Origin of the sequence: Paenibacillus sp. FSL K6-0276 (assembly GCF_037977235.1) — a bacterium.
Lineage (GTDB): Bacteria > Bacillota > Bacilli > Paenibacillales > Paenibacillaceae > Paenibacillus_AQ.
In genome coordinates this window covers 4990873-5015754 of sequence record NZ_CP150276.1, presented here as the reverse complement: position 1 = coordinate 5015754, position 24882 = coordinate 4990873, and the positions used below count along the sequence as shown (strand labels likewise).

Here is a 24882-nt window from a genome sequence, read left to right as displayed (position 1 = left end):
AGGGGCATGTCTACTATAGAAAGATTAATGGAGGTTGGAGAGTTTTATGAAGAAAAGAGCATTAAAAAGAATGTTGATGTTGTCGATGATGGTCGTTGTCATCGCTGTACTTGCAGTAGGTTGTGGTTCAAAGAATAACACGAATACAGTATCGACAGAGGGAAACGCAGCAGAGACCTCAAAAGAAGCTGTTACTTTGTCGCTTGGCTTACTGCCTTCGATTGATGCGATTCCTTTTGTAATTGCTCATGAACAAGGTTTTGATAAGAAACATGGAGTGAACCTAGACATCCAAACGTTCAAGAGTGCAAAAGACCGTGATGTCGCTTTTCAAGCAGGCAAGTTAGAGGGGATCAGTGCTGATTTGGTTGCAATTTCTATCTACAATGAAGCCGGGTTGGATGTGAAGATCACTAGCACAACTTTTGGTGAATTCGATTTATTGACTGGAAATGACGCAATACAAGATGTGAAGGATCTGAAAGGCAAAACCGTGATTTTGTCCAAAAATACCTCCACACAATATACTGTAGCGATGATGCTGAAACAGGCGGGTTTGACAGAAGATGATATTACAGTAACTGAGGTTCCACAAATTCCTACCCGATTAGAATTGCTTAAGAATAATAAAGCGGATGCAGCTATTTTGCCTGAACCATTTGTAACTATGGGTAAAACCTCAGGCTTGCGCGTGCTTAGCTCAACGCATACAGCGGGAGTGAATCCATTTGTATTGGCTTTCCCACAAACCGCTATTGATGCTAAGGCAGATGCGATTCGCAGTATGTATGCTGCTTATGACGAGGCTGTAGCGTATATGAAATCTCATGATCAATCCGAATATATCGATCTTGTGATCAAAGAAGTTGGTTATCCAGAAACGTTGAAAGATGAGATCAAGGTGCCTGATTATATCCCTGCCAATCAAGTGGATGTGAAAGAAGTAGAAGCCGCATTTGCATGGGCACGGGAAAAAGGTTTGCTTAGCAAAAATATCTCGGCTGAAGATGTGATTTCTGATGTCCAATTCAAGAAATAAAGGACTCGTCATTAAGGACCTTAAAGTAGAGTATAAGACGGGTCAACTGGCCTTAGGACAGATGGATTTATCTTTGCCGGAGCATGGGATTTACACGATCATCGGACCCTCTGGCAGCGGGAAATCCACTTTATTACGGGCGATCGCGGGCTTGTTGCCAAGCTATATGGGGCAAATTCTTTTTAATGAAAAATCCGTGCATGATAAAGAAACTCTGATCGGTCTGGTACCGCAAAACTATGGTCTTCTCCCATGGAAGACTGTACATGATAATATTCAAATTGCGATGAAGATCTCGCATACTGCGAGCCCATCCAAGCAAGAACGGGAGAACCAGATTAAACAGTGGCTTTCATCGATGGGAATCTCTGATTTAGCTGATCGTTACCCTCTATCTCTCAGTGGGGGACAGCAACAAAGAGTGGCAATCGCCAGAGCATTCGCCATTTTGCCCACCATTTTACTGCTGGACGAGCCATTCTCCGCACTGGATGCGATTACGCGGGAAACGCTGCAGATTCTCTTTTTGGATAACTGGTTGGCGCATCCGGCTACTACCTTATTTGTTACCCATGATGTGGAAGAAGCTATTCTGCTGGGACAAAAAATTATTGTCATGCCATCTAACAAAGAAGAAACTCCGGAGATTATCGATAATCAATTGGTGTTTCATATGAAGCATGAAGATAAGCGGGACAGTGTGGATTTCTTTGAGCAGACTAAGCGAATCAGAAAGGTAATGCAGGAGATATGGTGAGAAAAGGTCGGATGCATCACATAATAAGACTGTTGTTTGTGTTCTTTTGTATGAATGTGGTTTGGTATATTGCCTATTTGCTTATGAATCATTCGATTTTGCCGAGTCCATTGGCAGTATATAACGCTATGTTTCACTTGGGTGCGCAGGATATTGCTTTAAATGTGGGGTATAGCTTGTTCAGAATTTTTGCAGGTGTAGTGCTGGCGTTAATCATTGGACTGCTCATTGGTCTTCTGATGGGACGTTCGCTGACTTGGAATAAGCTGCTGGACCCTGTCGTCTATTTAACCTATCCTGTTCCAAAAATCGCTCTGCTTCCCGTTGTGATGCTGTTCTTCGGGCTTGGTGAAACATCTAAAATCTTAATGATTATGCTGATTCTCTTGTTCCAGATTATCATCTCGGTTAGGGATGGTGTGAAGGCTATTCCTGAGAATACCTATGATGTCTTAACGAGTATAGGGGCAAGTACTGTGCAGAAATTCTGGCATGTGACACTGCCGGGTGCACTGTCGGTCATTCTGAGTACGATTCGGATTTCGCTTGGAACGGCGATATCTGTACTCTTTTTCACGGAGATTTATGGAACAGAGCATGGAATGGGCTTTTTCATTATGGATGCTTGGTTAAGACTAGATTATCCGGAGATGTATGCGGGAATTCTGCTGTTCAGTTTGGTGGGATTTGTCCTCTTCTTGCTTGTTGATTTTCTTGATTACAAGTTTATGAAGTGGCGGAATTAAATATAAAAAAAGATTAATTAAAAACCAGCAAGTCTCCAGGATATGGAGCTTTGCTGGTTTTTCTTATTGCCCAAGAAGCGCTGGCACGATAAATCGACCGAACACATTAGCTGGTGAGCCTTTCTTGTACTTATCCGCAGTGATGACAGCAACCAGCTCGCAGGAAGGAACCACAATAATATGCTGGCCCATGAAGCCAAGCGCAAAATAATAAGGGATCTCATTCGGCTGCTGCTCTGTGCCTGCATTGAAATGGGATATCCACCAGTGCCAGCCGTAGAATCCCTTCTGTGGTAGCGTGGCTGCAACATATGGGCGAGTGGATTTATGAACCGTGTCTGAAAGAATGAGCTGTTGATCCTTCCAGAGCCCCTCTTGCAAATAAAGAAGACCGAATTTCAGCATATCCTCTGGCTTTAGATAAAGGCCAAAACCACCAATATGTATACCTTGCGGATCACTGTCCCAGCGATAGCTTTCGATGCCAAGCGGCTGAAATAGCTGATCTTCGGCAAATGCTGCAACGTCTTGTCCAGAACAATCGCGCAGAATCGCGGATAAGAGCTGAGAACATCCGGAGTTATAAGTCATCACGGTTCCAGGCGTATGAGCTAGCGGCTGCGCGAGCACAAACTTTATCCAGTCTGCAGTTCTGGTCATGGTCGGAAAGGAATTCTGCCCCCCAAACTCCGTCCAATTAAAGCCTGCTGTCATTGTTAATAAGTGACCGATAGTGATCTCTCTTTTTCGTGGATCTTGATCCTCTTTTAATAAAGGGGAAAATAGAGAAATAGGTGTATCAGGTGGCGGAATTATTTGTTTATCTATGGCTATGCTGACTAGGGCGGCGAGCACGCTTTTGGTGCATGAGTTAATTTTGCCAAGTTCTTCTGCGATTACAGGCTCGCGATAATGCTCCAGTATTGCTTCTCCTCGTTGTACGATCAGACAACTGCGGATTTGTAGGCCAGTTATGCCGTCTATAAGCGGCTGAAGGTTCCAGTCAGTGATGTGGGTGGCCCCCTTTCATAGATGAGTTAAAGCTGTAGCTGCCTACCATTATAGCTTATATAGAATATTGTACATAAACATTGTAATTTCCTGTCGTTAATTAAATATGGAAAATATAAGAAATTATCTGTATAATGTTATGAATCACGTGTTAGAGGAGGATGAATTCTTTTGAAAAGCAATAATACTCACTTTGTTCATCAGACAGCTAAAACGGTATTGATCACTTCAGTGGCACTCGCGTTATTATTACCTCCAGGCTTGGCCGCAGCCGATTCTAAATCTGTTAGTAGCAACACTTCGGTAACACAGATCAGCGCGCAAGTGCCGGTTACTACAACGAACTCCGAGGCAGATCTTACAAAAGTGAAATTCACACAGGAGCAAGCGGTTGCGAAGCTAAAAGAACTATTCCCATCCCTAAAAGATGCAACTGTAAACAATGTTCAACTGGGATCTAACCAAAGCTACCCCGCTCCAGCAAATCAAATGATCTGGAATATTCAGTGGCAGGTTCAAGAAGGGAATATGGGATATGGTTTTAGCAGTGAGATAGATGCCATTAATGGAGATATCATCAGTACGTATATTTCATACCCACGTGAGAATAACGAATCCTATTATCCACCGAAAGTATCGCAGACTCAGGCATTGGAGATCGCCAAGACTTTTGTGGCTAAGGCAGCCTCATCGGTTAAGAGCAGTGATCTGCAATTAAATGAGAATGTCGGTTATAGTTATTTTTCGAACTCATTATTCGGTCCTGTTCAATATGGATATAACTTCAGTATTCTGAAGAATGGTATTCCTTCTGGATCGGATAGCATTAACATAGTTGTGGATGGTAACGGAAATGTAATGCAATTCTCTAAGTCTTCTCAAGGGCTTGAGTACCCGTCTGCACAGCCCAAGATTACCTTGGAGCAAGCACAGAAGCAATTTGCGGAACAGTTTGATGTAAGCCTTTTTTACATTCCTATTTATAAGAACGGAAAACCTAACAACTGGATTCTAGGCTGGCGTCCAGTGGATCAGTCTCTATATCCTATTGATGCATTGACGGGCAAGAGAATAGATTATGAAGGAAAAGAATCCGTATCCACCCCGGTCGTGTATTCAGATTTAGCCAAGAGCAAGGATGTCTTTCAAGCAAGAAGCTCAACTACAGAGCTTTCTGCAAAAGAAGCGGAACAGCTTGTAAAGAAGGTTGCTTATATTCCAGCAGATCATAAATTGATCTCTCAAAGCTTGAGAAATGACTATCAGGATACGGATCGGAAGATCTGGCAGTTATACTGGGGTGGTAGTGGGAATGAACGTTACATTGGTGCTGGCTATCCAGATCAATCCTCTGCCGAGATAGATGCAAAGACCGGTGAAATATTGCAGTACCAGGCTCAAGCCTATGGTGTTACTCAGGATAAGAAGAAGGAAGAGCAGGCTCCTGCTGGAGGGAAGAAGCTTAGTGAGGCTGAAGCTAAGACTAAAGCGCTTAGTATAATTAATAGCCTATATCCTCAGGCGAGCCAGAAGCTAAAGCTTGTAGAATATGGAGATAACTCAAGCGTGACGTCAGACGGATCAGGATACAGATATCAGTTTATTAGATATCATCAAGGGATTCCTGTGAGTGACAGTACCCTTACGGTAAGCTTGGATCTATACGGCAGACTGATCTCTTACATGGGGAATCGGATAAATGGTATCGATGAAATCAAATTATCGCCTGATGCTACAATATCCAAGAAGGAAGCGCTCGAAAGTTATAAACCTAAATATCAGACTAAGCTAAGATACACTCAGGTTGGTGGATACAATACTTATAATAGCTATGTCGCGCCAAAGGTGAAGCTGGTATATGATACAACCTTTAATGAATCTAATGGATTGTATCAGGTTTTAGATGCAGCCACTGGAAAATGGGTTGCGGTCTATGATTACCTCGGTCAGCAAGATGCTCAAATATCTGCGACGGATATCAAAGGCCACGCAGCGGAACAACCATTATCAGAATTAGTAAAATACCATGTGATTACTCCGGATGCCGATGGTAAAGTGAACCCGGATCAAGAAATAACGGTTGGCGATTGGTTAACCTATCTTGCCAAGGCTTCTAATCCGAATTTCAGCAATTATTATAATAATAATGAACGAAAAACTGTGGCAGGCGTGAAGCCTGAGAATTCATATTATGATGCTGTTACTTATGCTGCAGATCGTAAGTGGATCAACAAGGATGAAAGCCTGCAAATAGAGAGTAAGTTAACCCGGGAACAGCTTGCTGTTCAGCTAGCTAATTTTTTGAAATACAACAAACTCACAGCCTATCTTGATAAAGATGTAACTGTAAGTCAATTTAGCGATAGTTCATCTATTAACAATAAGGGAGCAGTGGCTCTTGTTGTGAAATTGGGAATCCTAAAGGATGACAACGGCAAGTTTAATCCGCAGCAGACGGTAACGAAAGCGCTGGCGGCATCAGCGATTATGAAGCTAGTGGAACTGCAAGGAAAGACCGATCAGATTATAGGTCAATAAGAATATTTAATGCAAAGCCTGCTCCCCATTTGATGGTGGAAGCAGGCTTTTTTATTATGAAATTATTTACATTCTTCCGATTCTTCAAAAAAACCGTTGGCTGCACACCGCAGGAATATCGGGAGCAAAATAGGGGATAAAAGAAAATAACCCGAAAGACGAACACCTTTACTGAAAGGGTGCGTCTTTCGGGTTATATTTGTTTCTGTGATTCAAAAAGGATTAATTGAGCTGTTTATCTACTTCTTTAACTGGATTTTCCCCAACATTCTCTTCTAACTTGCTGCTCATAAACCAACCAATTGCAGCGATGAGTACGAGTACAACATAGAAGGTGAGTTTCCACCAAGTGCTATGCGCGAAATCCTCGGAAAGAACACCAAGTGAAGGGTGTGCCAAGGTAATGACGGCCAGCTTAACTCCGACCCAACCTACGATGAAGAAGGCTGCAATTTCAAGTCCTGGACGGGTGTGAAGCAGCTTAACGAAGAAGGAAGCTGCGAAACGCATAATGACCAGACCGATAAATCCACCGGCAAAGATGACGAGGAATTGTCCGCCGTCAAGTCCCCCGATTTTTGGAAGACCACTTGCAGGAAGCGCAACAGCGAGGGCAACTGCAGCCAAAATGGAATCAACCGCGAAGGCGATGTCAGCGACTTCTACTTTAAAGACAGTAAACCAAAAGCTAGATTTCTTTTTGCTGACTGCAGCGTCAGTACCACTTTCAGCTGCTTCATCCGTAACTGGTTTCTTGAACAATAGTTTTCGGAAGATATGGTTCCCTGCGATAAATAATAAATAAATCGCGCCGATGGCTTGTACTTGCCAGATATCAACCAGGTAGGAGATGACAAATAGTGAACCGAAGCGGAACACAAAGGCTCCGGCTAATCCGTAGAATAGCGCTTTTTTTCTTTCCTCATCAGGAAGGTGTTTAACCATAATTGCCAATACCAGTGCGTTATCTGCGGCTAGTAGTCCTTCAAGTGCTACAAGAACGAGCAATACCCAGCCGTACTCTAATAATAATCCCCAATCCATTACTGTTGTCCTCCCTTTTCTAATGCAAATATCTACTAAAAGATATTCATCATACCATCTTAACCAATTTTATATAAAAAAGACCTTTACCAAACAGATTAGCCTTTGGAATAAAGGTCTAACCTGATTGGTAAAGGTCTCGCTAACAATGTTGAATTGCCAATAAAGCCGGAGAATATCCTCATATTCTCGTATTGACGACTTTATTTAACAGCTACTCCCCTTTACGGGATATATTAAATTTCAAGTTTATTCATTGCACTTTTGCCTAATGAGATCATATACGAGTTGAAAGTTAATGTCAATAATAGTTTAAAGAAATAACTGGGATTCTATTCTCTTCGAATCAAAAAGGTGATCACAAACATGACATCGTTATGGAGAATAAAAATGAAATAAATAAAATGGAAACGGAAACATGATATACTTATGTTATATAACATAACATTTAACATGACGAAACTGCAAACATAAGGAAAAATAAGGGTTTTTAAGGGAAGTCTTAGTTGGCGATAACCGGTGGGGTTGATCGGAGACGATATTGAAGCTGTGTCCAAAAAAATATCCACCGAGCTAGACATTCCGATCATTCCCGTTCGCTGTGAAGGATTTCGTGGGGTCAGTCTTTAGGCCATCATATCGCTAATGATGCAATTCTTGATTTTTTTGATGGGAAAGAGAGAGCTTGCGGAGTGTGGTCCTTACGATATCAATATTATTGGGGGTTATAACATCGGCGGGGATGCTTGGGCTTCGCGTATACTGCTGGAGGAAATGGGACTGCGTGTCATTGCTCAGTGGTCCGGGGACGGTACCATCAACGAACTGGCTATTGCCCATAAGGTGAAGCTCAATCTGATTCACTGTCATCGTTCCATGAACTATATAGTAACTACGATGGAGAGGGATTATGGCATTCCGTGGTTGGAATACAACTTCTTCGGGCCTACTAAGACCGCTGAAAGTCTTCGAGCCATCGCCGCGCTGTTTGATGAGCATATTCAGGAAAATTGTGAGAAAGTGATCGCTAAATATACTCCTCAAATGGAGGCGATTATTTCTAAATTCAAACCCCGTTTGGAAGGGGACAAGGTCATGCTGCTGGTAGGCGACCTGCGTGCTCGTCATACACTGGGGGCTTATGAGCTGGAAGAGCTGGCGCAGAGGCTAGATATTGATTTGATGGGGTTGGGCGTGAAGAAGAAATACGTGTGTATCACAAGATGGGGATTCCTTTTCGGCAAATGTTTTCTTGGGATTATAGTGGTCCTTATCATGGTTATGATGGGTTTAAGATTTTTGCCAAGGATATGGATATGGATATGGACATGGACATGATCATAAACAGCCCTGTGTGGAGCTTGATCAAGCCAGGAAAAGCAGGATCACTCCATAAAAAGGTGGCAGTCCTTATATTTATGCGCTAGGCGTACGAATGTGCTGAATATGAAGAAGGATTGACAATTCAAGGAACCTTGATGTAGTTTACCTAGACCTATACAGCCGAAGGCTGGCACTCTAAAATATACTAACGCATAGCAGTTATGACTGAAGGGAAGAGATGCTTTTGAAATGGCTGGGCTATATCTATCGAATGCTGTCAGCGCCGTTCAAACGAACGATTCGCAGCAAGCTAATTATCATTATGCTTTGTATATCCGTTATTCCGATTGGGGTGGTGACTTTGCTGGCCACTGAAAATACACGTAAAGTGATGGAACAGGAGGTTATACAGTCTAATCTGTCCAAAATCGCCTGGTCTGGCGAAGCCGTGGACAAAAATTTCACGCAGCTCAATAATCTGATCTACACTATCTTAATCAGTCCGACGCTCGGTGAGTATACGAGGGAAGAAGACGGCAGTCTGTCGGACAAGTTCATGCTTCAGCGGAATGTGGTTAACACGATTACGTCGATTTTTTATTCCGGTAATAACAGCCTAGAGGAGATTCAGCTTTATTTAAAAGAAAAGGACAAGCTGTTCACGATTAATGATATGCGTGACCTTATTCAAACACCGACCACGGAAGTTCCCATCTGGCGCGATATCGTGGATCAAAAGGCTGATTTTATTATAAAAGACGATCCAGGTTCAGCGGCTAACTTTAGCCTTATCCGTAGTATTAATCGGTTTGAGAACAAAGAAAAAATTGGTAGTATCAGGTTTGAAGTGAAGTGGAAAATGATGGACAATGCACTCGGCCTCTTGAATTCGGAGCAGGAGTCCGGCGTATACATCGTCGATTCCGGTGGCAAGGTGATGTATCAGCTTAAGGAAGGGCCAGTTCCGGCCATGAAGAATGTTGATCTGTCCGCACAAGGAAGTGGTTACGTTCGTACGCCGGAGCAATATATTTTTTATCATTATCTGGAGCCGTGGGGACTGACCTTAATCAAGGTACTGCCTGTTAGCTATATTAATCAAAGTGCAACGATGACCCAAAAATACGGTCTGATCGTCGGAGTTGTCTCCGCACTATTGTCGGCCTTGATTGCAGCATTTGTCGCCTATAGAGTGTCAGGACCGATTATCCGTCTGGCAAGATCAATGAGCGTACTGAACTGGCTAAAGGGAGAAGATGCGTCTATCTCGAATCGACAGGACGAAATCGGCATGCTGGAGATGAGATTCCAGACGATGTCTATCCGGATTCGTGAGCATATTCGAAATGAATACACCATCAACATGGAGAAGCAGACCGCGCAGTTGAAAGCGCTGCAAGCGCAGATCAATCCTCATTTTCTGCAAAATACTCTCCAGTTGATTGGGAGCATGGCATTTTCTAAGAAACCAAGTGATATCTACAGTGTCATTCAGTCCCTAAGCGAAATGTTCCGCTACGTCATACGCGACCCGGAAGAGCTGACGACAATTGGAATGGAAATCAAGCACTTAAACAACTATATGAATATCCAGCAGCAGCGTTATGCGGGAAAGCTGAACTATGAAGTGGAAATCTCACCGGTATGGGAAGATTGCCTCGTACCGAAGCTGACTCTGCATCCCTTGGTGGAGAATGCTTTTATGCATGGCTTTGACCGGAAAAAGGGTTCCTGGAACCTAAAGATACAGTTAATTCCTCATGAGAATGGTCTGTTGATTCAAGTTCAGGATAATGGAATGGGGATATCTCCGGCACGGCTAGAGGAGGTTCGTACCCGGTTGACCGAACAATTGGACCCTTATTGGAAGAGTGGGAATTCGATTGGACTCTATAATGTGGGTGCCCGGATCAAGCTGCATTTTGGCGAAGATTACGGGATTCTTATTGATAATAATCCTGCGGGCGGTGCGTGGGTGAGTATGTATATTCCTATTGTGAAGGTTGGTGGTTTGAATGCAGATTAATGCCATTATTGTGGATGATGAGAAATGGAATCGGGAAATTATTAAGACCTTTGGAGCCTGGGAGGAGCACGGCATTCATTTAGAGGCTGAAGCTGAGGATGGGGAAGAAGCCATCCAACTGATTGAGAGCCGTGAGGTTCACATTGTTGTCATGGATATGAATATGCCGGGTGTGGACGGGATTGGACTGCTCCAATATTTGAACGATCATCATCCGGACATTCGAATCATCGTCATCAGTGGATATGATGATTTTATGTATACACGCCAAGCCATAAGATGCAGGGCAGATGAGTATCTGTTAAAGCCAGTGGACTCACAGGAGTTGAATAAGGTGCTGTTTCAATGCAGACAGAAGGCGGAGGTGACGCTTCACAATAAATCGGGGGCTTCTTTAGGTCTACGGCTCGATCTGCTGCAAGTGATACAAGCATGCAAGCCGTCATTGGCGGCTCATTACAATGATTTGAATGCTGCAAGTGTAGAGGGCAGTTTAGAGGAACTTAAGGAAAAGCTAATCCTACTCGGGGTGGATCATTCTGCCCTGCCCCGGATTGGACAAGAGCTGTTATTGCTGCTCAAGGATCTGATGCAGAGTAATTCTCAGGATTATGAGGAAGACTTTGTTGTACAGAAGTTTACGGAATCCAATACCGTAGCTGAATTGACGGCTTTGGTCTCGGATATGTATGTTTCTGCTGTGAAGCAGCTTATTCAGCAGCGGAAGAATAAAAATAGACTGAATTTGGATGAAATAAAACGATTCGTTGATCAGCATTATACAGAGAATATAAAGCTAGAAGCGCTGGCGAGATCGTTTTTTGTCAGTAAGGAGTATTTGAGCAAGGTGTTCAAGCAAGAATTTGGGCTGAATCTGACGGATTACATGACCAAATTGCGCATGGAGCGGGCGCGTCACCTGCTGCTTCATGAGAACCTCTCGATCAAGTCGGTAGCAGAGCTGTGCGGCTATGAGGAGTTGGGCTATTTTTACAGAGTATTCAAGAAGCAATTTGGTGTAGCGCCGGGTGAAATGAGAAAAGGAGAAGGTCAGGTTCAAAATAATACAAGTCAAGAGACTAATAGTGTGTAATTAACCGCTTTCATTTTGCAAGTACAATGAAAGCGTAAACAACAAGAGACATCATTTAAGGGGGTAACACACAATGAAGAAGACTTGGAAAGTTACGGTCAGCGCTTTGATGACTGTTCTGCTTCTGGCTGGATGTGGTTCCAACAGTGGCGCAGGCAATGGCAACACCAACACTGGAACCAGCGGGAAAGAGACAGGCTCAGAAAAAACAGTTACGCTCAAATTGTTCATCGCAATGCCGCGTTTCAAAGATCAATTTGATTCATACATCGAGAAGTTTGTTGCAAAAGAGAAAGCGGACAAGAACATTGATGTAAAAGTTCAACTGGAAATGCCTAACTCCGACAATGCTTCCCAAATTCTTAAAACAAGACTTGCTTCTAATGATGCACCTGATATTTTCTCCATCCACGCCACTAACGAAATTCCATCTTTCTACAAAGCGGGATATCTGGAAGACCTGAGTAGCCAGCCCTTTGTAGGCAAATTGTTGGAAAGTGTCAAGCCTTCCGTTACCATCGACAATAAAGTCGTGGCCCTGCCTTTGGAGACTGTCTCGTGGGGTTACCTGTATAACAAAAAAATCTTCTCTGATTTGAACCTGAAGGTTCCAACAACATTATCTGAAATGAAGCAGGTTGTGGAAACACTAAAACAAAACAATATCACACCATTTGAGCTGGCGTATAAGGAAGCATGGATTCCACAATTGTTCCTTCCGCTCGCTGTAGGTGCACAAATCGAAACTGCCAATAAAGATTTCGTTGAACGGATGAACAAAAACGAAGGTTCTTTCACAGAAATGAAATCCATGTTCGACATCATCGATCTGGTTAACGCCAACGGCACGAACAAAGCGCTTGAAGTGGGTGGTGATGATGGTGCAGCGGCATTTGCCAACGGAAAAGCAGCGATGTGGGTACAAGGACCTTGGTATGCTGAGACCATTCTGAAGGCCAATCCTGATCTCGACTTTGGCGTAGCGCCGCTTCCAATCAATGACAACCCGGATGCCACACTGATCAACCTGGGTGCATCAACCTCACTGGTTGCCTCGCCAACAAGCAAGAATAAAGAAGTTGCGCTTGATTTCATGAACTTTGTTCTGGATGACCAAGCCTCTGGCGAATTATTCCAAAGCCTGAAATTCAACCCTGTAGCATCAGTACACAATTATGAGAGCTACCCTTGGGTTGACGATGCTACAACCTATGTGAAAGCTGGAAAAGCTTATCGTGAACCATCCATCCCGCAATCAGTTAAGGATGAAGTGGGTAAAGCACTGCAAAGTTACTTCTCCAAACAACTGACTCAAGATGGTGTATTGAAAGCACTCGATAAATCATGGAAAGACTTCAACAAAGTAAACAAATAGAGAAAAGCAATAGCCGATAGGAGGGCGGAAGGCGGTTTCACTTAAAATTGCCTTCCGCCTCTGGTATTCAACACATAAAGAGGTGTGCCATTATGATAAAGAATTCTCGTAAAATCCTGTCCATGTTCTATTTTGTGGCCCCAGCCTTACTTTTATACACCGCGTTTATGCTGATTCCAACCATCGGCGGAATGTACTACAGTATTACTGACTGGAACGGGCTGAACCGCAGTTATGATTTTATTGGCCTTGCCAACTTTGTTGAGGCACTTACGGATGACCCAGATTTCATTAACGCTTTGCTGTTTACCTTAAAGTACGTAGTCGTAATGGTTATTCTCCAGAACGTACTGGCTCTGTTGCTTGCTGTGTTTATTGAATCGCGGACACGCTTTAAAGGCTTTTTCCGCACCATCTTCTTCATGCCTAATATGATCAGTGTGATCATAAGCGCATTTATGTGGACATTCATCTTCACTCAGGTGTTGCCGCAGCTGGCAGAGAAAACTGCGCTGCTGTTCCTGGATCAGTCTTGGATTGGCGATCCTAAATTTTCATTCTTCTCCATTGTAATTGTGTCGCTATGGAACGGCGTTGGTTATATGATGATCATTTATTTGGCCGGCTTGCAAGGCGTTCCACAAAGCTTGAAAGAAGCGGCTGTTATTGACGGTGCCAATCCGGTGAAAACCTTTAGACATATTACACTCCCAATGATTTCTCATGCCATCACCATCTGTTTCTTCCTGACGCTTAATGGGGCATTTAAAGTATTTGAGGTTGTATTCGGCTTGACGGGTGGCGGTCCTGGCCGTAGTACACAGGTTATTACGATGAATATTTACGAAGAGGCGTTCTCCAATAACTTCCGTTACGGGTATGCAAGCGCTAAGTCGGTTGTACTGTTCATCATAATCCTGATTGTGACCCTTATCCAAATTAGAGTTACGAAGAGAAACGAGGTGGAGGCATGATGACACGCAAACTGTCCTCTACACTGATCCTGATTGTACTGATTATCGGCGCTGCATTAGCCTTCTTCCCGATCTATATGGCGATCATCAACTCCTTCAAGACCCAAGGAGAGATATTCGATTCCATTTTGGCCTTGCCAACCAAGCTTCATTTTGAGAACTATAAGCAAGCCTTTGATCGAATTCACTTGTTCAACAGTGTCAAGAACTCAGTCCTTGTATCGGTAGTGGGGATTGGCGGGATTCTGCTGTTTTCCTCCATGGCTGGTTATAAGCTGTCCCGAACTTCGGGGAGAATAAGCAGCGCTATTTTCTTCCTATTCGTCGCTTCCATGCTGGTACCTTTCCATTCGATTATGATCTCGCTCTCCCGTGTAACCAAAGCTTTGGCGGTTCAAGGCAGCGTCTTCGGTCTGGGACTGATCTATATCGGTCTTGGCGTCAACATGGCGGTGTTCCTGTATCATGGGTTCGTGAAGGGCATTCCTAGAGAGCTTGAAGAGTCGGCGCACATCGATGGCTGCGGAGATTTCCAAACTTTCTTTAAAATTATTTTCCCGCTCTTGCTGCCCATCACAGTAACTATCGGAATTCTAGACTTCCTGTGGATTTGGAACGACTTCCTGCTTCCATTGCTCATGCTTACGGATGTCAACAAATACACCCTGATCTTGTCCACGAACATGCTGTTCGGTGAGTACAATAAGGAATGGTCACTGATCCTGGCAGCGCTCGTACTGACAGCTATCCCGGTTGTCATCATCTACGCTTTCTTCCAACGCTTTATCATGGAAGGGATCACAGAGGGTGCGGTTAAAGGTTAAGACCAAGTATAATTAGAGTCACAATATATACTTAATGTAAAATAAGCTGGTAACCTCTCGGAAGAGAAGGTTGCCGGCTTTTTCTTTTTTCAAGCCAAGGAGGTAGTTCATGTGTTTCTTAAATTCGATATCGTTATTTTGAATAAGGTATCGTGGCACAAGGGACTAGGGAAGTAGGGGGGATTTGTTATCTACTAAGCTCTGTGTGGTTAAACTCTACATATAGCTAAATAGGAGGTAACCGAGAAATGAACCCGAAATGGTGGAAAGAAAGCGTCGTGTACCAGATTTATCCGATCAGCTTTATGGACAGTAACGGAGATGGAATCGGAGACTTAAGAGGTGTTATATCCAGGCTGGATTATTTGCAGGACCTTGGTGTAGACGTGATCTGGGTCTGTCCTATTTATAAATCGCCTAACCATGATAACGGTTATGATATCAGTGATTACTGTGACATTATGAAGGAATTCGGCACGATGGATGATTTTGACGAATTACTCAGGGAGTTGCACTCACGTGGGATGAAGCTGATGATGGATTTGGTGCTGAACCATACGTCACATGAGCATCCTTGGTTTGTTGAATCTAGATCGTCGAAGGACAATCCAAAACGAGACTTTTATATTTGGCGAAAAGGTAAAAATGGCGGACCCCCGAATAACTGGGAATCTTATTTCAGCGGCTCTGTGTGGGAGCTTGATCCACAGACAGATGAGTATTATCTTCATCTCTACTCCAAATACCAGCCCGATCTGAACTGGGAGAATCCAGTGGTTATTGATAAGCTGCATGAGATGGTAGAGTGGTGGCTGAAGAAGGGTGTAGATGGATTTCGTTTTGATGCGATTGCACATATCGTGAAGACGAAAGGGTATCCCGATGCGGACAACCCGGACGGAACCCCCACCGTAAGGGCCTATGGAATGTTCTCTAATCTGGAGGATGTGCATACTCTGCTACAGAATCTATACGATAAAGTACTCTATTTCTACGATATTATGACGGTAGGAGAGACTTCAGGACTTGGGCCTGAGCAGGCTTTGGATTATGTAGGTGACGGACGCCGGGAGCTAAACATGACTTTTCAGTTTGAGCATATGTTTCTGGATGCCGCTTCGCCGGGTAGTGGAAAATGGGATGTTGTTCCATGGAGTCTACTAGAGCTGAAAAAGATCATGAGCAACTGGCAGACGGTTCTGCATAACAGAGGCTGGAATGCGAACTATTTATGTAACCATGACCAGCCGCGCTCGGTGTCTCGGTTCGGGAACGATCTCTTTTACAGGATTCCTTCGGCCAAAATGCTAGCGACCTTCATTCATATGCTGGAAGGCACACCTTATATTTATCAAGGAGAAGAAATCGGCATGACAAATGTCTATTTCGATTCCATCGATGAATACCGGGATGTGGAGACACTTAATTATTATGAAGAAAAGCGAAGAAACGGTGTTCCAGAAGAACAGATTATGTCTGCGATTCATCATAAAAGCCGGGACAATGCCCGTACCCCCATGCAATGGGACGATGGACATGCAGGTGGTTTTACAACGGGGACTCCCTGGATTGAAGTGAATTCCAACCATATGGAGATCAACGCTGGCAATGCGGTTAAAGATCCGGATTCCATTTACAACTACTATAAACAGCTGATTGCCTTAAGAAAAAAACACAAGGTGATCGTTTACGGATCGTATGATCTTCTGCTCGCAGAGCACACAGAGATTTATGCGTACACCCGATCCTTAGAGGATCAGCAGCTGCTGGTTATTCTGAATTTTTTTGATGGAGAGCCTGTATTCGAATGGCCAGCGGAGTTCAATCCAGACCATCTGGAGTTGTTAATCTCTAATTATACAGTGTCTAAAGATGAGGATATGAGTTCTCTCAAGCTTCGTCCTTATGAAGCAAGAGTATATTTGCAGCAGCTTGTGTAAAGTAAGTTACAATAAGAGTTGTCATTAAGGGCCGAGAGGTCCCTGTGGCGACTCTTCTTTGAGTTTGTAAGTATAAGACTGTACAATGGCGTTACATTAACATACATAGAGTGGAGTCGCAGGAAGACGCCTGTAGGAGGGAGAGATAACATGACTGAATGGTATGAAAAGAGCTTTGGAGAGGATTATCTGATCGTATATAAGCACCGAGATTTCGGTGGGGCTCGTAAAGAAGTAGATCAGATGATCGCCTGGCTGGGACTGCCTCCAGGTTCAAGAGTGCTGGATTTATGTTGTGGAATGGGACGTCATTCTTTGGCACTTGCGGAGGAAGGATATGAGGTTACTGGAGTAGATTTGTCGGAGGTATTGCTACGTGAAGCTCGATCTCAAATCGGGGCGGAGAAGGTAACTTGGCTTCGTTCCGACATGCGTGATTTACCACTAGATGGAGGATTCGATGCAGTAGTAAATCTGTTCACTTCTTTTGGTTATTTTGAGAAGGATGAGGAGCAGGTAAAAGTGCTGCGTGAAATTTACCGCCTGCTGAAGCCGGGTGGCAAGTTCGTTATTGATTTTTTGAACCCTGCGTATGTGATTCGCAATCTTATGCCGCATTCTACTCGTGAGGATGGAGAGAATTTGATTGATGAGTCACGCCGGATTGAGGATGGTTATGTGAAAAAGGACATCATTCTAACCACCAAGAATGACCCTACACCTCGTCAATATCATGAGCGTGTGAAGCTGTATTCACTGGAGGATTTCAGAGCGATGATCGAGGTAGCGGGCTTGCAGCTCGAAGCTGTACATGGCAGCTATGAAGATGAAGTTTATAATGCAGAAAGTTCCACACGGATGATCTTTAGTGGAATTCGGCCCTAAATGGTTTCCGGAAAAAGATTCAAAGGTGGTGAACGCTCCATGTCTAAAGCAGAGATTACATCATGGGACGAGAACATTCTCCAGGTCTCGGTGCCCATGGACTCGCCTCTTCGTCAAGTGAACAGCTATATTCTGTCGGATGAAGATGGCAGAGTGACTATTATCGATCCGGGTCCGCGTAGCCCGGATACAGAGAATTGCTGGCTCGGGATTCTGCAGGAGCTAAACTTGTCGTGGATGGATGTGCGGGATATCGTCGTTACGCATCATCATCCCGATCATTACGGATTGGCGGGCTGGCTACAGGCGCAGAGTGGCTGTAAGGTGTGGATGACGAAACGCGCTCATGTGGAGGCGTTGTTGATGTGGGGCGATGGGTTAGGCAATGATGCTGGTAAAGACGCGGATGAAGATGCATGGAATGGCGCGGGATATGCTTTGGGCAATGATGTAGATAAAGACGCGGGAAATGACAAAGGCAAAGACATCAATGATATTTTACCGGTTTATTTCTCCCGGCATGGAATGACAGATCAGTGGTCGAACGGGATTAAAGTACATTTGGAAAGCTTTAATTCCCAAGTGGAGCCGCAGCCTACTGTATCCTACCTGGATGTGGAAGAGTCCTTTAGCATGGGAGGCCGCGATTGGCAGCTCATCGTAACGGGCGGACATGCGCCGGGGCATGTGAGCTTGTATCATGCGGGCAGCGGGCAAATGATCTGTGGCGATGCTGTGTTGCCGCAGATCTCGCCCAATGTCAGCCTGCTGCCAGGCAGCGATCCGCAGCCGCTGCAGACGTTCCTTCAGGGGCTGCAGGAGCTGGGCAGCTACCCGGTCAGCATGGCGTTCCCGGGACATCGCGAGCCCTTCGCTGGCTTCGCGCACCGAGTAAATAGCCTGCTCGCTCATCATGAGGAGCGGCTGGATACCGTGGCAGCCCTGCTAGCCAGCGGCCCGCTGAGCGGATTCGCAGTGTGCGAAATCCTGTTTCGCAGCCGGGTAACGAGCGTTCACCAGATGCGTTTTGCGATGAGTGAAACACTAGCGCATTTGGCGGAATTGGTGCGCCGGGAGCGGACAGTAATGCTGGAGGTAGACGGTGGTATTTTGTTCGCTGTGGCTGAACAAGTGTAAGAGCTAGGTATTGCTAGAGTAAATAGATCTCAAAGATCGAATGATGATCATGAATTGAATAGAACGTACGGTGAAGGAGCAGTCCAAGAATTTGGATTGTTTTTTTCGTTTTGACGGAACGGAATATGTAGATAAGTGTAATTAAGCGCTTGATTGAATATATGAAGGGAGAAGCTTAGTCAGTGATATGGGAGGGCAGGAGAAGGTATATGTAGGTAAGAGTTGCTGGGTCGGGTGAAAGTATTAGAAGTTTAGAGTTTCCTGGTGGACGAAGGTAGTTGTAGATGAAAGTGTCTAGGTCAGGTGAAGGTACATGTAGGAAGGAGATGCCAAGTTAGTTGAAGTTAGTTGAAGTTAGTTGAAGTTAGTTGAAGTTAGTTGGGTCTTTAGTTCGATAGCATTGCATCACCATTCTATATGCCAAGAAAAGGTTTGTTAGTAGTGAATTATAAGGAATTCTTCCCTATAATTTTGGATTTAATGATTCTAGAGCTGATTATAGGGAATTTCTCCCTATATTTCTGTTGATTTGGCTTTAGATTGAGGTTTTCATAGAGATTATAGGGAAGAATTCCGTATAATCTCTGGATTTGAGTTAATATCGTTATTTTATAGGGAGGATTTCCCTATAGCCAACGAACCCAACGAACCAGCCTAAGCATCCCCATAAAAAAGCGATTGTCTCAACAGCCCATAGGGCTTTACGAAACAATCGCTTTTTGTATCCTTAGAGTTTCATCTGGTGTATCTGAAACTCCTTACTCTGAAGTTTCATCATATTCCGCAAGTTTCCTAGCGGCCTCTTCACGATCCTCCGGTGTATGAGGTAGTTCAAGCTCAACCTCGCGCTCCGCTTGCTTGCGGTGTGCGATTCGGCTGCTGGCTGCAGCCGCCACGGCTCCGACGATGTCGTCGAGGTATGTGTGGATCTGCCCGGTGGTTTTGTCATTTAACCTTTGAAGAACACCTGGCTTCAGCTTGTCCACATAGCCATAGTTGGTAAAGCCGATACTACCGTATACGTTCACGATAGAGAAGGCAAGAATCTCATCGACACCGTACAATCCCTCATCATTTTCGATCATATCCTGAAGTGGGGAGAACAGCTTGCCCTCTTCTGCCATTACATCTAATTGAATGCCTGTGAGTACTGCATTTTGTACTTCCCGCTTGCTGAGCACCATCTCTACATTATGGATGCATTCATCCATCGTTAAATTCGGATAGTATTTCTGTTGCAGAAATATAACGAGTTCCGCGATTTCCTCCAGGGTTACTCCACGTTTGTTCAGCCAGAATTTGGTCGCATCAGCGACGGCCTTGCTGTTCAGACTGTACGGGATTTTTGCGATTTTTTCATCAGCCATGTTCAGTCACCTCGTTGTTTAGTAAGTCATTTCATTACAGCAAACGTTAGTATGATGTTAAGGCCTGTTGTTATCTCAGATTGTACGTTTACCGGAAGTAATTGTCCAGCGAGGGGAGTTTCAGTGAACTGAAATCCAGGCTCTACTAGACATGAAAAAGTAGCTCACAGGCTTTTCCAACAATTTAGGATAAGCTGTTGTTATTTTTTGGACAAAGGTCTCGTATACATAGCAGTACAAATGATATCTAACCTTGAAAGGGGTAATAAATGATGAAACCAATGCAACAAATTCGCGGAATTTCCGCAGTCTGCCTACTTGCAGTTCCACTGGCGCTGTCCGGTTGTGGCTTGTTCGGTTCGGAATCAGCATCGATAGATGCTCCGCCACCAGAGGTTGAAGCGCAAATGTTACAGACTAGTGGAGATACTACTTTGGATTCAGGTGTATTTGGTCCGGTGGCACAGGATGATGCACAGACAGCAGTTAAAGGCAGCACTAAAACTTCTAAGGGCACCGCTTCCGGAGACCGGACAACCGTATTTTTGGAAGATGGTAATGGATTACTCGCTCCGGTATCTTTAAGCTTGCCAAAGAGCAAAGATTCCACCGCACTCAAAAACTCGTTAATGGCATTAGTGAGCAAGGGAGAATATACCTCATCACTGCCTGAAGGATTCCAAGGCGTTTTGCCAGCTGGAACGGAAGTCAAACATATTACGGTAGACAAGTCGAATTTAGCTGTTGTCGAATTTAATTCAGAATTCAATAACTATGATCCTTTGGAGGAACGCAAAATCCTCGAAGCTATCACTTGGACGCTGACCGGTCAAGATGACATTAAAAGCGTACAGCTCTGGGTAGATGGTAAAAAGCTCACGGAAATGCCGCTTCAAAGAACTCCGCTTGATCGTCCGTTGTCCCGCACAATGGGCATTAACTTGCCGAAGCAAGGTCCACTTCTTATGAACTCAAGTGCGGTTACTGTTTATTTTTCCACAACATCTCCTGATGGTACCCAATATTATGTACCTGTAACTCGCTTTGTACCCGCCGGACAAGAACAGTTGACTGCCGCTTTGAACGAATTAATTGCAGGACCTGAATCCGGAAATGGGCTGGAAATGGTCATGACGCAGGGAACGATACTTGATTCCGTGGATGCTGGGCAGAACGGTGTAGTTACCGTGTCCTTGACTGATGATATGTTCGCGGACGGTAAAGGTGTACCGGCCGAGATGTTGGAATCGGTTGTACTGACGGTTGCGCAAAATTCGGACGATTCTCTTGTGCAAATTCGCTTAAACGGCAAGGAGTCGATTACAGATACGGATAATGTGGACTACAGCAAACCTGTTTCCGCACCAGAATATTTGAACGAGCTTCCGTTATAGAATGACCCCGTAGGGTTTAAAAGATGCTTTTGTGCCTCCTCTTTGGTAGAATAAAAGTTGCTCAAAAAGACGTAACGTCCCGAGCGATGTGCTTCCCGCTATTTATGGCAGGGAAATGGGACTCACGCTAAACTATTAGCTATACGATGTAGGAGGCAGAAAAGATGAGATCAAACGGGCGAAACGACGACCAGCTACGGCCGCTGACAATAACGACCCAAACGAATAAATATGCTGAGGGCTCCGTGATCATTGAAATGGGAGATACCAAAGTCATTTGTACAGCTACTGTAGAGGAAAAAGTGCCTCCGTTTCTTAAAGGACAAGGAAAAGGCTGGGTAACCGCTGAATATTCGATGCTTCCTCGGGCAACACAGTCCCGTAATCAGCGTGAAGCCGCACGCGGTAAGCTTACTGGACGCACCATGGAGATTCAACGACTGATCGGACGAGCGCTTCGTTCCGTAGTGAATTTACAAGCGTTAGGCGAGCGTAGTATTACGCTGGACTGTGATGTGATTCAGGCAGACGGTGGTACGCGGACCGCTTCGATTACGGGTGCTTTTGTTGCCATGGCATTTGCTATTAACAAAATTGCACTTCAGCACAAGCTGGCTGTATTTCCTATAACAGATTTTTTGGGCGCAATCAGTGTCGGTGTTGTAGGGGATAAAACGCTGCTGGATTTGAATTATGAAGAAGATTCCAAAGCAAAAGTGGATATGAATGTAGTCATGACTGGCGGCGGTGCCTTTGTTGAATTACAGGGGACTGGCGAAGAAAGACCTTTCACACGTCAAGAGCTGGATCTTTTACTAGGTCTAGGTGAAAAGGGGATCTATGAATTGATTGCTGCGCAGAAAGAAGCGCTGGGAGCGCTTGCTCTCAAAATCCCTTCCGGCCAACCGGGCCAAGAGGTGTAGCATGAAGTCTGACGGCGGCATTCTTATAGTTGCGACGAAGAATAAGGGGAAAGTACGCGAATTCGAGCATGCTTTTGCCCCGCTGGGCCTGACAGTAAAAAGTATGTATGACTATCCGGATCTGCCCGATGTGGTAGAAGACGGAGCTACTTTTGCAGAAAATGCATTTAAAAAATCCAAAGCCGTAGGTGACGCACTTGGAATTCCGGTACTTGCTGACGATTCGGGTCTTTGCGTAGATGCTTTGGATGGCAGGCCGGGTGTATACTCTGCACGTTATGCAGGGGAAGATGCGGGAGATGAAGAGAACAACTTGAAGCTGCTTAGCGAGCTGGGTAAGCTGAAACAGGGTGAGGACACCGGTCAGCCTTTGCTAAGTACAGCACGTTTTGTCTGTACGTTGTCCTTATACGATCCAAGTTCGGGACGAGAATTAACCTCTGAGGGTACAGTAGAGGGATGGATCACATCCGAACCTGCTGGTGGTGGAGGGTTCGGCTACGATCCGCTGTTTTACTTGGCAGAATATGAAAAGACAATGGCCGAACTAACCATGGAAGAGAAGCAGCGGATCAGCCACCGGGGAACTGCGCTGCGGTTGCTGACGGAGAAATTGGCGGCTGCGGACGACTTGAATTCCTAATCCAAACGCTCCATGCGGTCGGTCGTATGAGAGATGAGATAAAGAAGCTTGCAGGTTCAAGGTGTGTACCTTGGTTTGCAAGCTTCTTTTGGTTTATAAGGTTAAACTTATAAATTCAATGGGTTAGATCAGCTTCCAGAGCGCGGGTGTTGTCACCGGTTCCCAGCCCTGAAGTGAAGTATGGGGTGTAGGGGGAGGTTTTTCTAATTAATGGATACTTGTTTAGGGAAACTTTGATAGAGTGGGCGCATGTCCTCTTTTTCAGGAACCTCATGCGGAACACATAACCTTCGATGTTATGAATATAAATTATATACATGCCTGTAATATTTTTACGGAACTACGCAACGCATCGCTGTTTTTTTTCGTTATAGTAGTATCATACGGAAGGTGGTGGGTTCACCGATGGTTGTGTTTTGGTTGATCGCAGCCGGTGTCCTGTTTGTTGTAGAGATGATGACACTTACTTTTTATCTGCTATGGCTCAGTATTGGTGCGTTGGCCGGAGGAGTAGTGTCGTTATTCGTTCCCGAATCTATTTTGTTTCAGGTGGTGATCGGATCGTTGGTCGCGCTTGGTTTGACCTTATTCTCGAAGCCACTGGTTTCTAAATTTCGTAGCTCACGTGGATTCAAGGATACAGGCACGGAAATCGTCGGCAGGCAAGGAGTCGTCATTGAGCCGATTGAGCAGGGGCGCTACGGGCAAGTGAAGGTAGGCGGAGATACGTGGAGCGCGAGCTCTGACCAATATCTGGGCAAGGACGAAGTGGTCAGAGTAGTGAAGAGAGGCACGACCATTATTGAAGTAGAACGATGGGGGGATATGAACTAATGGAATGGGCAATTATTTCAATTATTCTAGTGGTAGTCGTAGTGTTTGTGGCATTAACTGTAAAAATTGTGCCGCAGCAGCGGGTAGGCGTAGTGGAACGTCTGGGTAAATTCAATCGTCTACTGACACCGGGTCTGAACATTCTGATTCCTGTGATTGATCAGGTGCGTACGTACCATGACCTACGGATTCAACAAGCGAATGTGCCTCCGCAAACGGTAATCACGAAGGATAACGTGCAGGTGCAGATCGACACGATTATTTTCTATCAGGTAGTTGGACCAGAGGAAGCCACTTATGGCATTTCTGATTATGTGTATGGGGTAAGGAACATTTCGACGGCAACGATGCGGCAAATTATCGGTAAGTTGGAATTGGATGAAACGCTGTCTGGGCGTGAAAAAATCTCAACCGATATTCGCCTGGCGCTGGATGAGGCTACAGAGAAGTGGGGCGTACGGATCGAGCGTGTGGAAGTCATCGATATCAAGCCACCGCTGGATATTCAGGAAGCGATGGATAAACAAATGAAAGCGGAGCGGAGCAAACGGGCGATTGTCCTAGAGGCGGAAGCTGCCAAACAGGATATGATTCTGCGTGCAGAAGGTGATAAGCAGAGTAAGATTCTGAAAGCGGAAGGCGATAAGGAAGCGCGTATCCGCCAAGCAGAGGGTTCACGGCAGGCGCAGGAGCTGGAAGCTCATGGTGAGGCGAAAGCCATTCAAGCAGTGGCAGAAGCGGAAAAAGTACGCATTGAGCTGATTCGCTCAGCTGGTCTGGATGAGCAGGTGCTCGCTTATCGCTCCTTCGAGGCTCTGGCTGAAATAGCCAAAGGTCCTGCGAATAAAGTGTTCTTGCCAACAAGCGCAGTAGAAACGCTGGGAAGTCTTGGAGCGATTGCTGAAGTATTCAAAGCGAGTAAGGATAGTAAATAGATTTTACAATTTCAGCTTATTCCGTTAAAGTAAAAAGCAAAAACAACCTTATGCATACGAAGCTATTGTTGTTC

The 24882-nt window shown here is 44.8% G+C and carries 20 protein-coding genes and 1 pseudogene; 18 read left to right on the top strand and 3 right to left on the bottom strand.

What is annotated here, in order from left to right:
• Positions 1-46 precede the first annotated feature (46 nt).
• From MHH52_RS23675 to MHH52_RS23665, 3 genes are read left to right on the top strand one after another with little or no spacing between them, the layout of a single operon-like run.
• Entirely contained in the window at positions 47-1039 is a 993-nt protein-coding gene (locus MHH52_RS23675; RefSeq protein ID WP_340004733.1) for an ABC transporter substrate-binding protein, read from the top strand.
• Positions 1020-1796 carry an ABC transporter ATP-binding protein gene (locus MHH52_RS23670; protein WP_340004731.1) on the top strand — a complete coding sequence of 259 codons (777 nt, stop codon included), beginning with the start codon at positions 1020-1022 and terminating at the stop codon, positions 1794-1796. Before MHH52_RS23675 ends, MHH52_RS23670 begins: the two co-directional genes overlap by 20 nt.
• Before the next feature lie 50 nt (positions 1797-1846).
• Positions 1847-2542 carry an ABC transporter permease gene (locus MHH52_RS23665; protein WP_340004729.1) on the top strand — a complete coding sequence of 232 codons (696 nt, stop codon included), beginning with the start codon at positions 1847-1849 and terminating at the stop codon, positions 2540-2542.
• A gap of 63 nt (positions 2543-2605) precedes the next feature.
• On the opposite strand, the gene MHH52_RS23660 is transcribed toward MHH52_RS23665, so the two are convergent.
• Entirely contained in the window at positions 2606-3487 is an 882-nt protein-coding gene (locus MHH52_RS23660; protein WP_340009800.1) for a serine hydrolase, read from the bottom strand.
• Positions 3488-3724: 237 nt separating this feature from the next.
• Between MHH52_RS23660 and MHH52_RS23655 the strand changes: the two genes are divergently transcribed.
• Complete coding sequence (locus MHH52_RS23655; protein ID WP_340004727.1) at positions 3725-6091, top strand: YcdB/YcdC domain-containing protein; 2367 nt, start codon at positions 3725-3727, stop codon at positions 6089-6091.
• A 222-nt stretch (positions 6092-6313) separates the two neighbouring features.
• Here MHH52_RS23655 and MHH52_RS23650 read toward each other — a convergent pair whose 3' ends face one another.
• Entirely contained in the window at positions 6314-7135 is an 822-nt protein-coding gene (locus MHH52_RS23650; protein WP_340004726.1) for a TerC family protein, read from the bottom strand.
• Positions 7136-7654: 519 nt separating this feature from the next.
• On the opposite strand from MHH52_RS23650, the pseudogene MHH52_RS23645 reads away from it, so the two are divergent.
• From MHH52_RS23645 to MHH52_RS23605, 9 genes and pseudogenes are all read left to right on the top strand, one after another.
• Positions 7655-8473, top strand: a pseudogene (locus tag MHH52_RS23645) (nitrogenase component 1).
• A 223-nt stretch (positions 8474-8696) separates the two neighbouring features.
• The gene (locus MHH52_RS23640; RefSeq protein ID WP_340004725.1) at positions 8697-10484 is read left to right on the top strand and encodes a sensor histidine kinase; all 1788 of its coding nucleotides are present in this window, start codon (positions 8697-8699) and stop codon (positions 10482-10484) included.
• Positions 10474-11577, top strand: coding sequence for a response regulator (locus MHH52_RS23635; protein WP_340004724.1), 1104 nt, complete (start codon positions 10474-10476; stop codon positions 11575-11577). Before MHH52_RS23640 ends, MHH52_RS23635 begins: the two co-directional genes overlap by 11 nt.
• A gap of 73 nt (positions 11578-11650) precedes the next feature.
• Positions 11651-12952: an extracellular solute-binding protein gene (locus MHH52_RS23630; protein ID WP_340004723.1), complete on the top strand. Its 1302-nt coding sequence runs from the start codon at positions 11651-11653 to the stop codon at positions 12950-12952.
• Positions 12953-13044: 92 nt separating this feature from the next.
• The gene (locus MHH52_RS23625; RefSeq protein ID WP_313641063.1) at positions 13045-13926 is read left to right on the top strand and encodes a sugar ABC transporter permease; all 882 of its coding nucleotides are present in this window, start codon (positions 13045-13047) and stop codon (positions 13924-13926) included.
• Positions 13923-14750 (top strand): carbohydrate ABC transporter permease, encoded by an 828-nt coding sequence (locus MHH52_RS23620; protein ID WP_340004721.1) that lies wholly within the window; start codon positions 13923-13925, stop codon positions 14748-14750. Before MHH52_RS23625 ends, MHH52_RS23620 begins: the two co-directional genes overlap by 4 nt.
• Positions 14751-14998: 248 nt before the next feature.
• Positions 14999-16690 carry an alpha-glucosidase gene (locus MHH52_RS23615; protein WP_340004720.1) on the top strand — a complete coding sequence of 564 codons (1692 nt, stop codon included), beginning with the start codon at positions 14999-15001 and terminating at the stop codon, positions 16688-16690.
• A gap of 150 nt (positions 16691-16840) precedes the next feature.
• Positions 16841-17575, top strand: a complete 735-nt coding sequence (locus MHH52_RS23610; RefSeq protein ID WP_340004719.1) for a methyltransferase domain-containing protein — start codon at positions 16841-16843, stop codon at positions 17573-17575.
• A gap of 96 nt (positions 17576-17671) precedes the next feature.
• The gene (locus MHH52_RS23605) at positions 17672-18712 is read left to right on the top strand and encodes an MBL fold metallo-hydrolase (protein WP_340004718.1); all 1041 of its coding nucleotides are present in this window, start codon (positions 17672-17674) and stop codon (positions 18710-18712) included.
• Positions 18713-19470: 758 nt separating this feature from the next.
• Here MHH52_RS23605 and MHH52_RS23600 read toward each other — a convergent pair.
• Positions 19471-20079: a phosphatidylglycerophosphatase A gene (locus MHH52_RS23600; protein ID WP_340004717.1), complete on the bottom strand. Its 609-nt coding sequence runs from the start codon at positions 20077-20079 to the stop codon at positions 19471-19473.
• A 272-nt stretch (positions 20080-20351) separates the two neighbouring features.
• On the opposite strand from MHH52_RS23600, the gene MHH52_RS23595 reads away from it, so the two are divergent.
• From MHH52_RS23595 to MHH52_RS23575, 5 genes are all read left to right on the top strand, one after another.
• Positions 20352-21473 (top strand): GerMN domain-containing protein, encoded by a 1122-nt coding sequence (locus MHH52_RS23595; RefSeq protein WP_340009798.1) that lies wholly within the window; start codon positions 20352-20354, stop codon positions 21471-21473.
• Positions 21474-21637: 164 nt separating this feature from the next.
• The gene (gene rph, locus MHH52_RS23590; protein WP_340004716.1) at positions 21638-22396 is read left to right on the top strand and encodes a ribonuclease PH; all 759 of its coding nucleotides are present in this window, start codon (positions 21638-21640) and stop codon (positions 22394-22396) included.
• A 1-nt stretch (position 22397) separates the two neighbouring features.
• A complete protein-coding gene (locus MHH52_RS23585) occupies positions 22398-23039 on the top strand; it encodes an XTP/dITP diphosphatase (protein WP_313636628.1) in 642 nt (213 codons plus the stop codon).
• 405 nt (positions 23040-23444) lie between these two features.
• A complete protein-coding gene (locus tag MHH52_RS23580) occupies positions 23445-23873 on the top strand; it encodes an NfeD family protein (RefSeq protein ID WP_340004715.1) in 429 nt (142 codons plus the stop codon).
• Positions 23873-24808, top strand: a complete 936-nt coding sequence (locus tag MHH52_RS23575) for an SPFH domain-containing protein (protein ID WP_340004714.1) — start codon at positions 23873-23875, stop codon at positions 24806-24808. The genes MHH52_RS23580 and MHH52_RS23575 overlap by 1 nt, the downstream gene beginning before the upstream one ends.
• Positions 24809-24882: the final 74 nt, after the last annotated feature.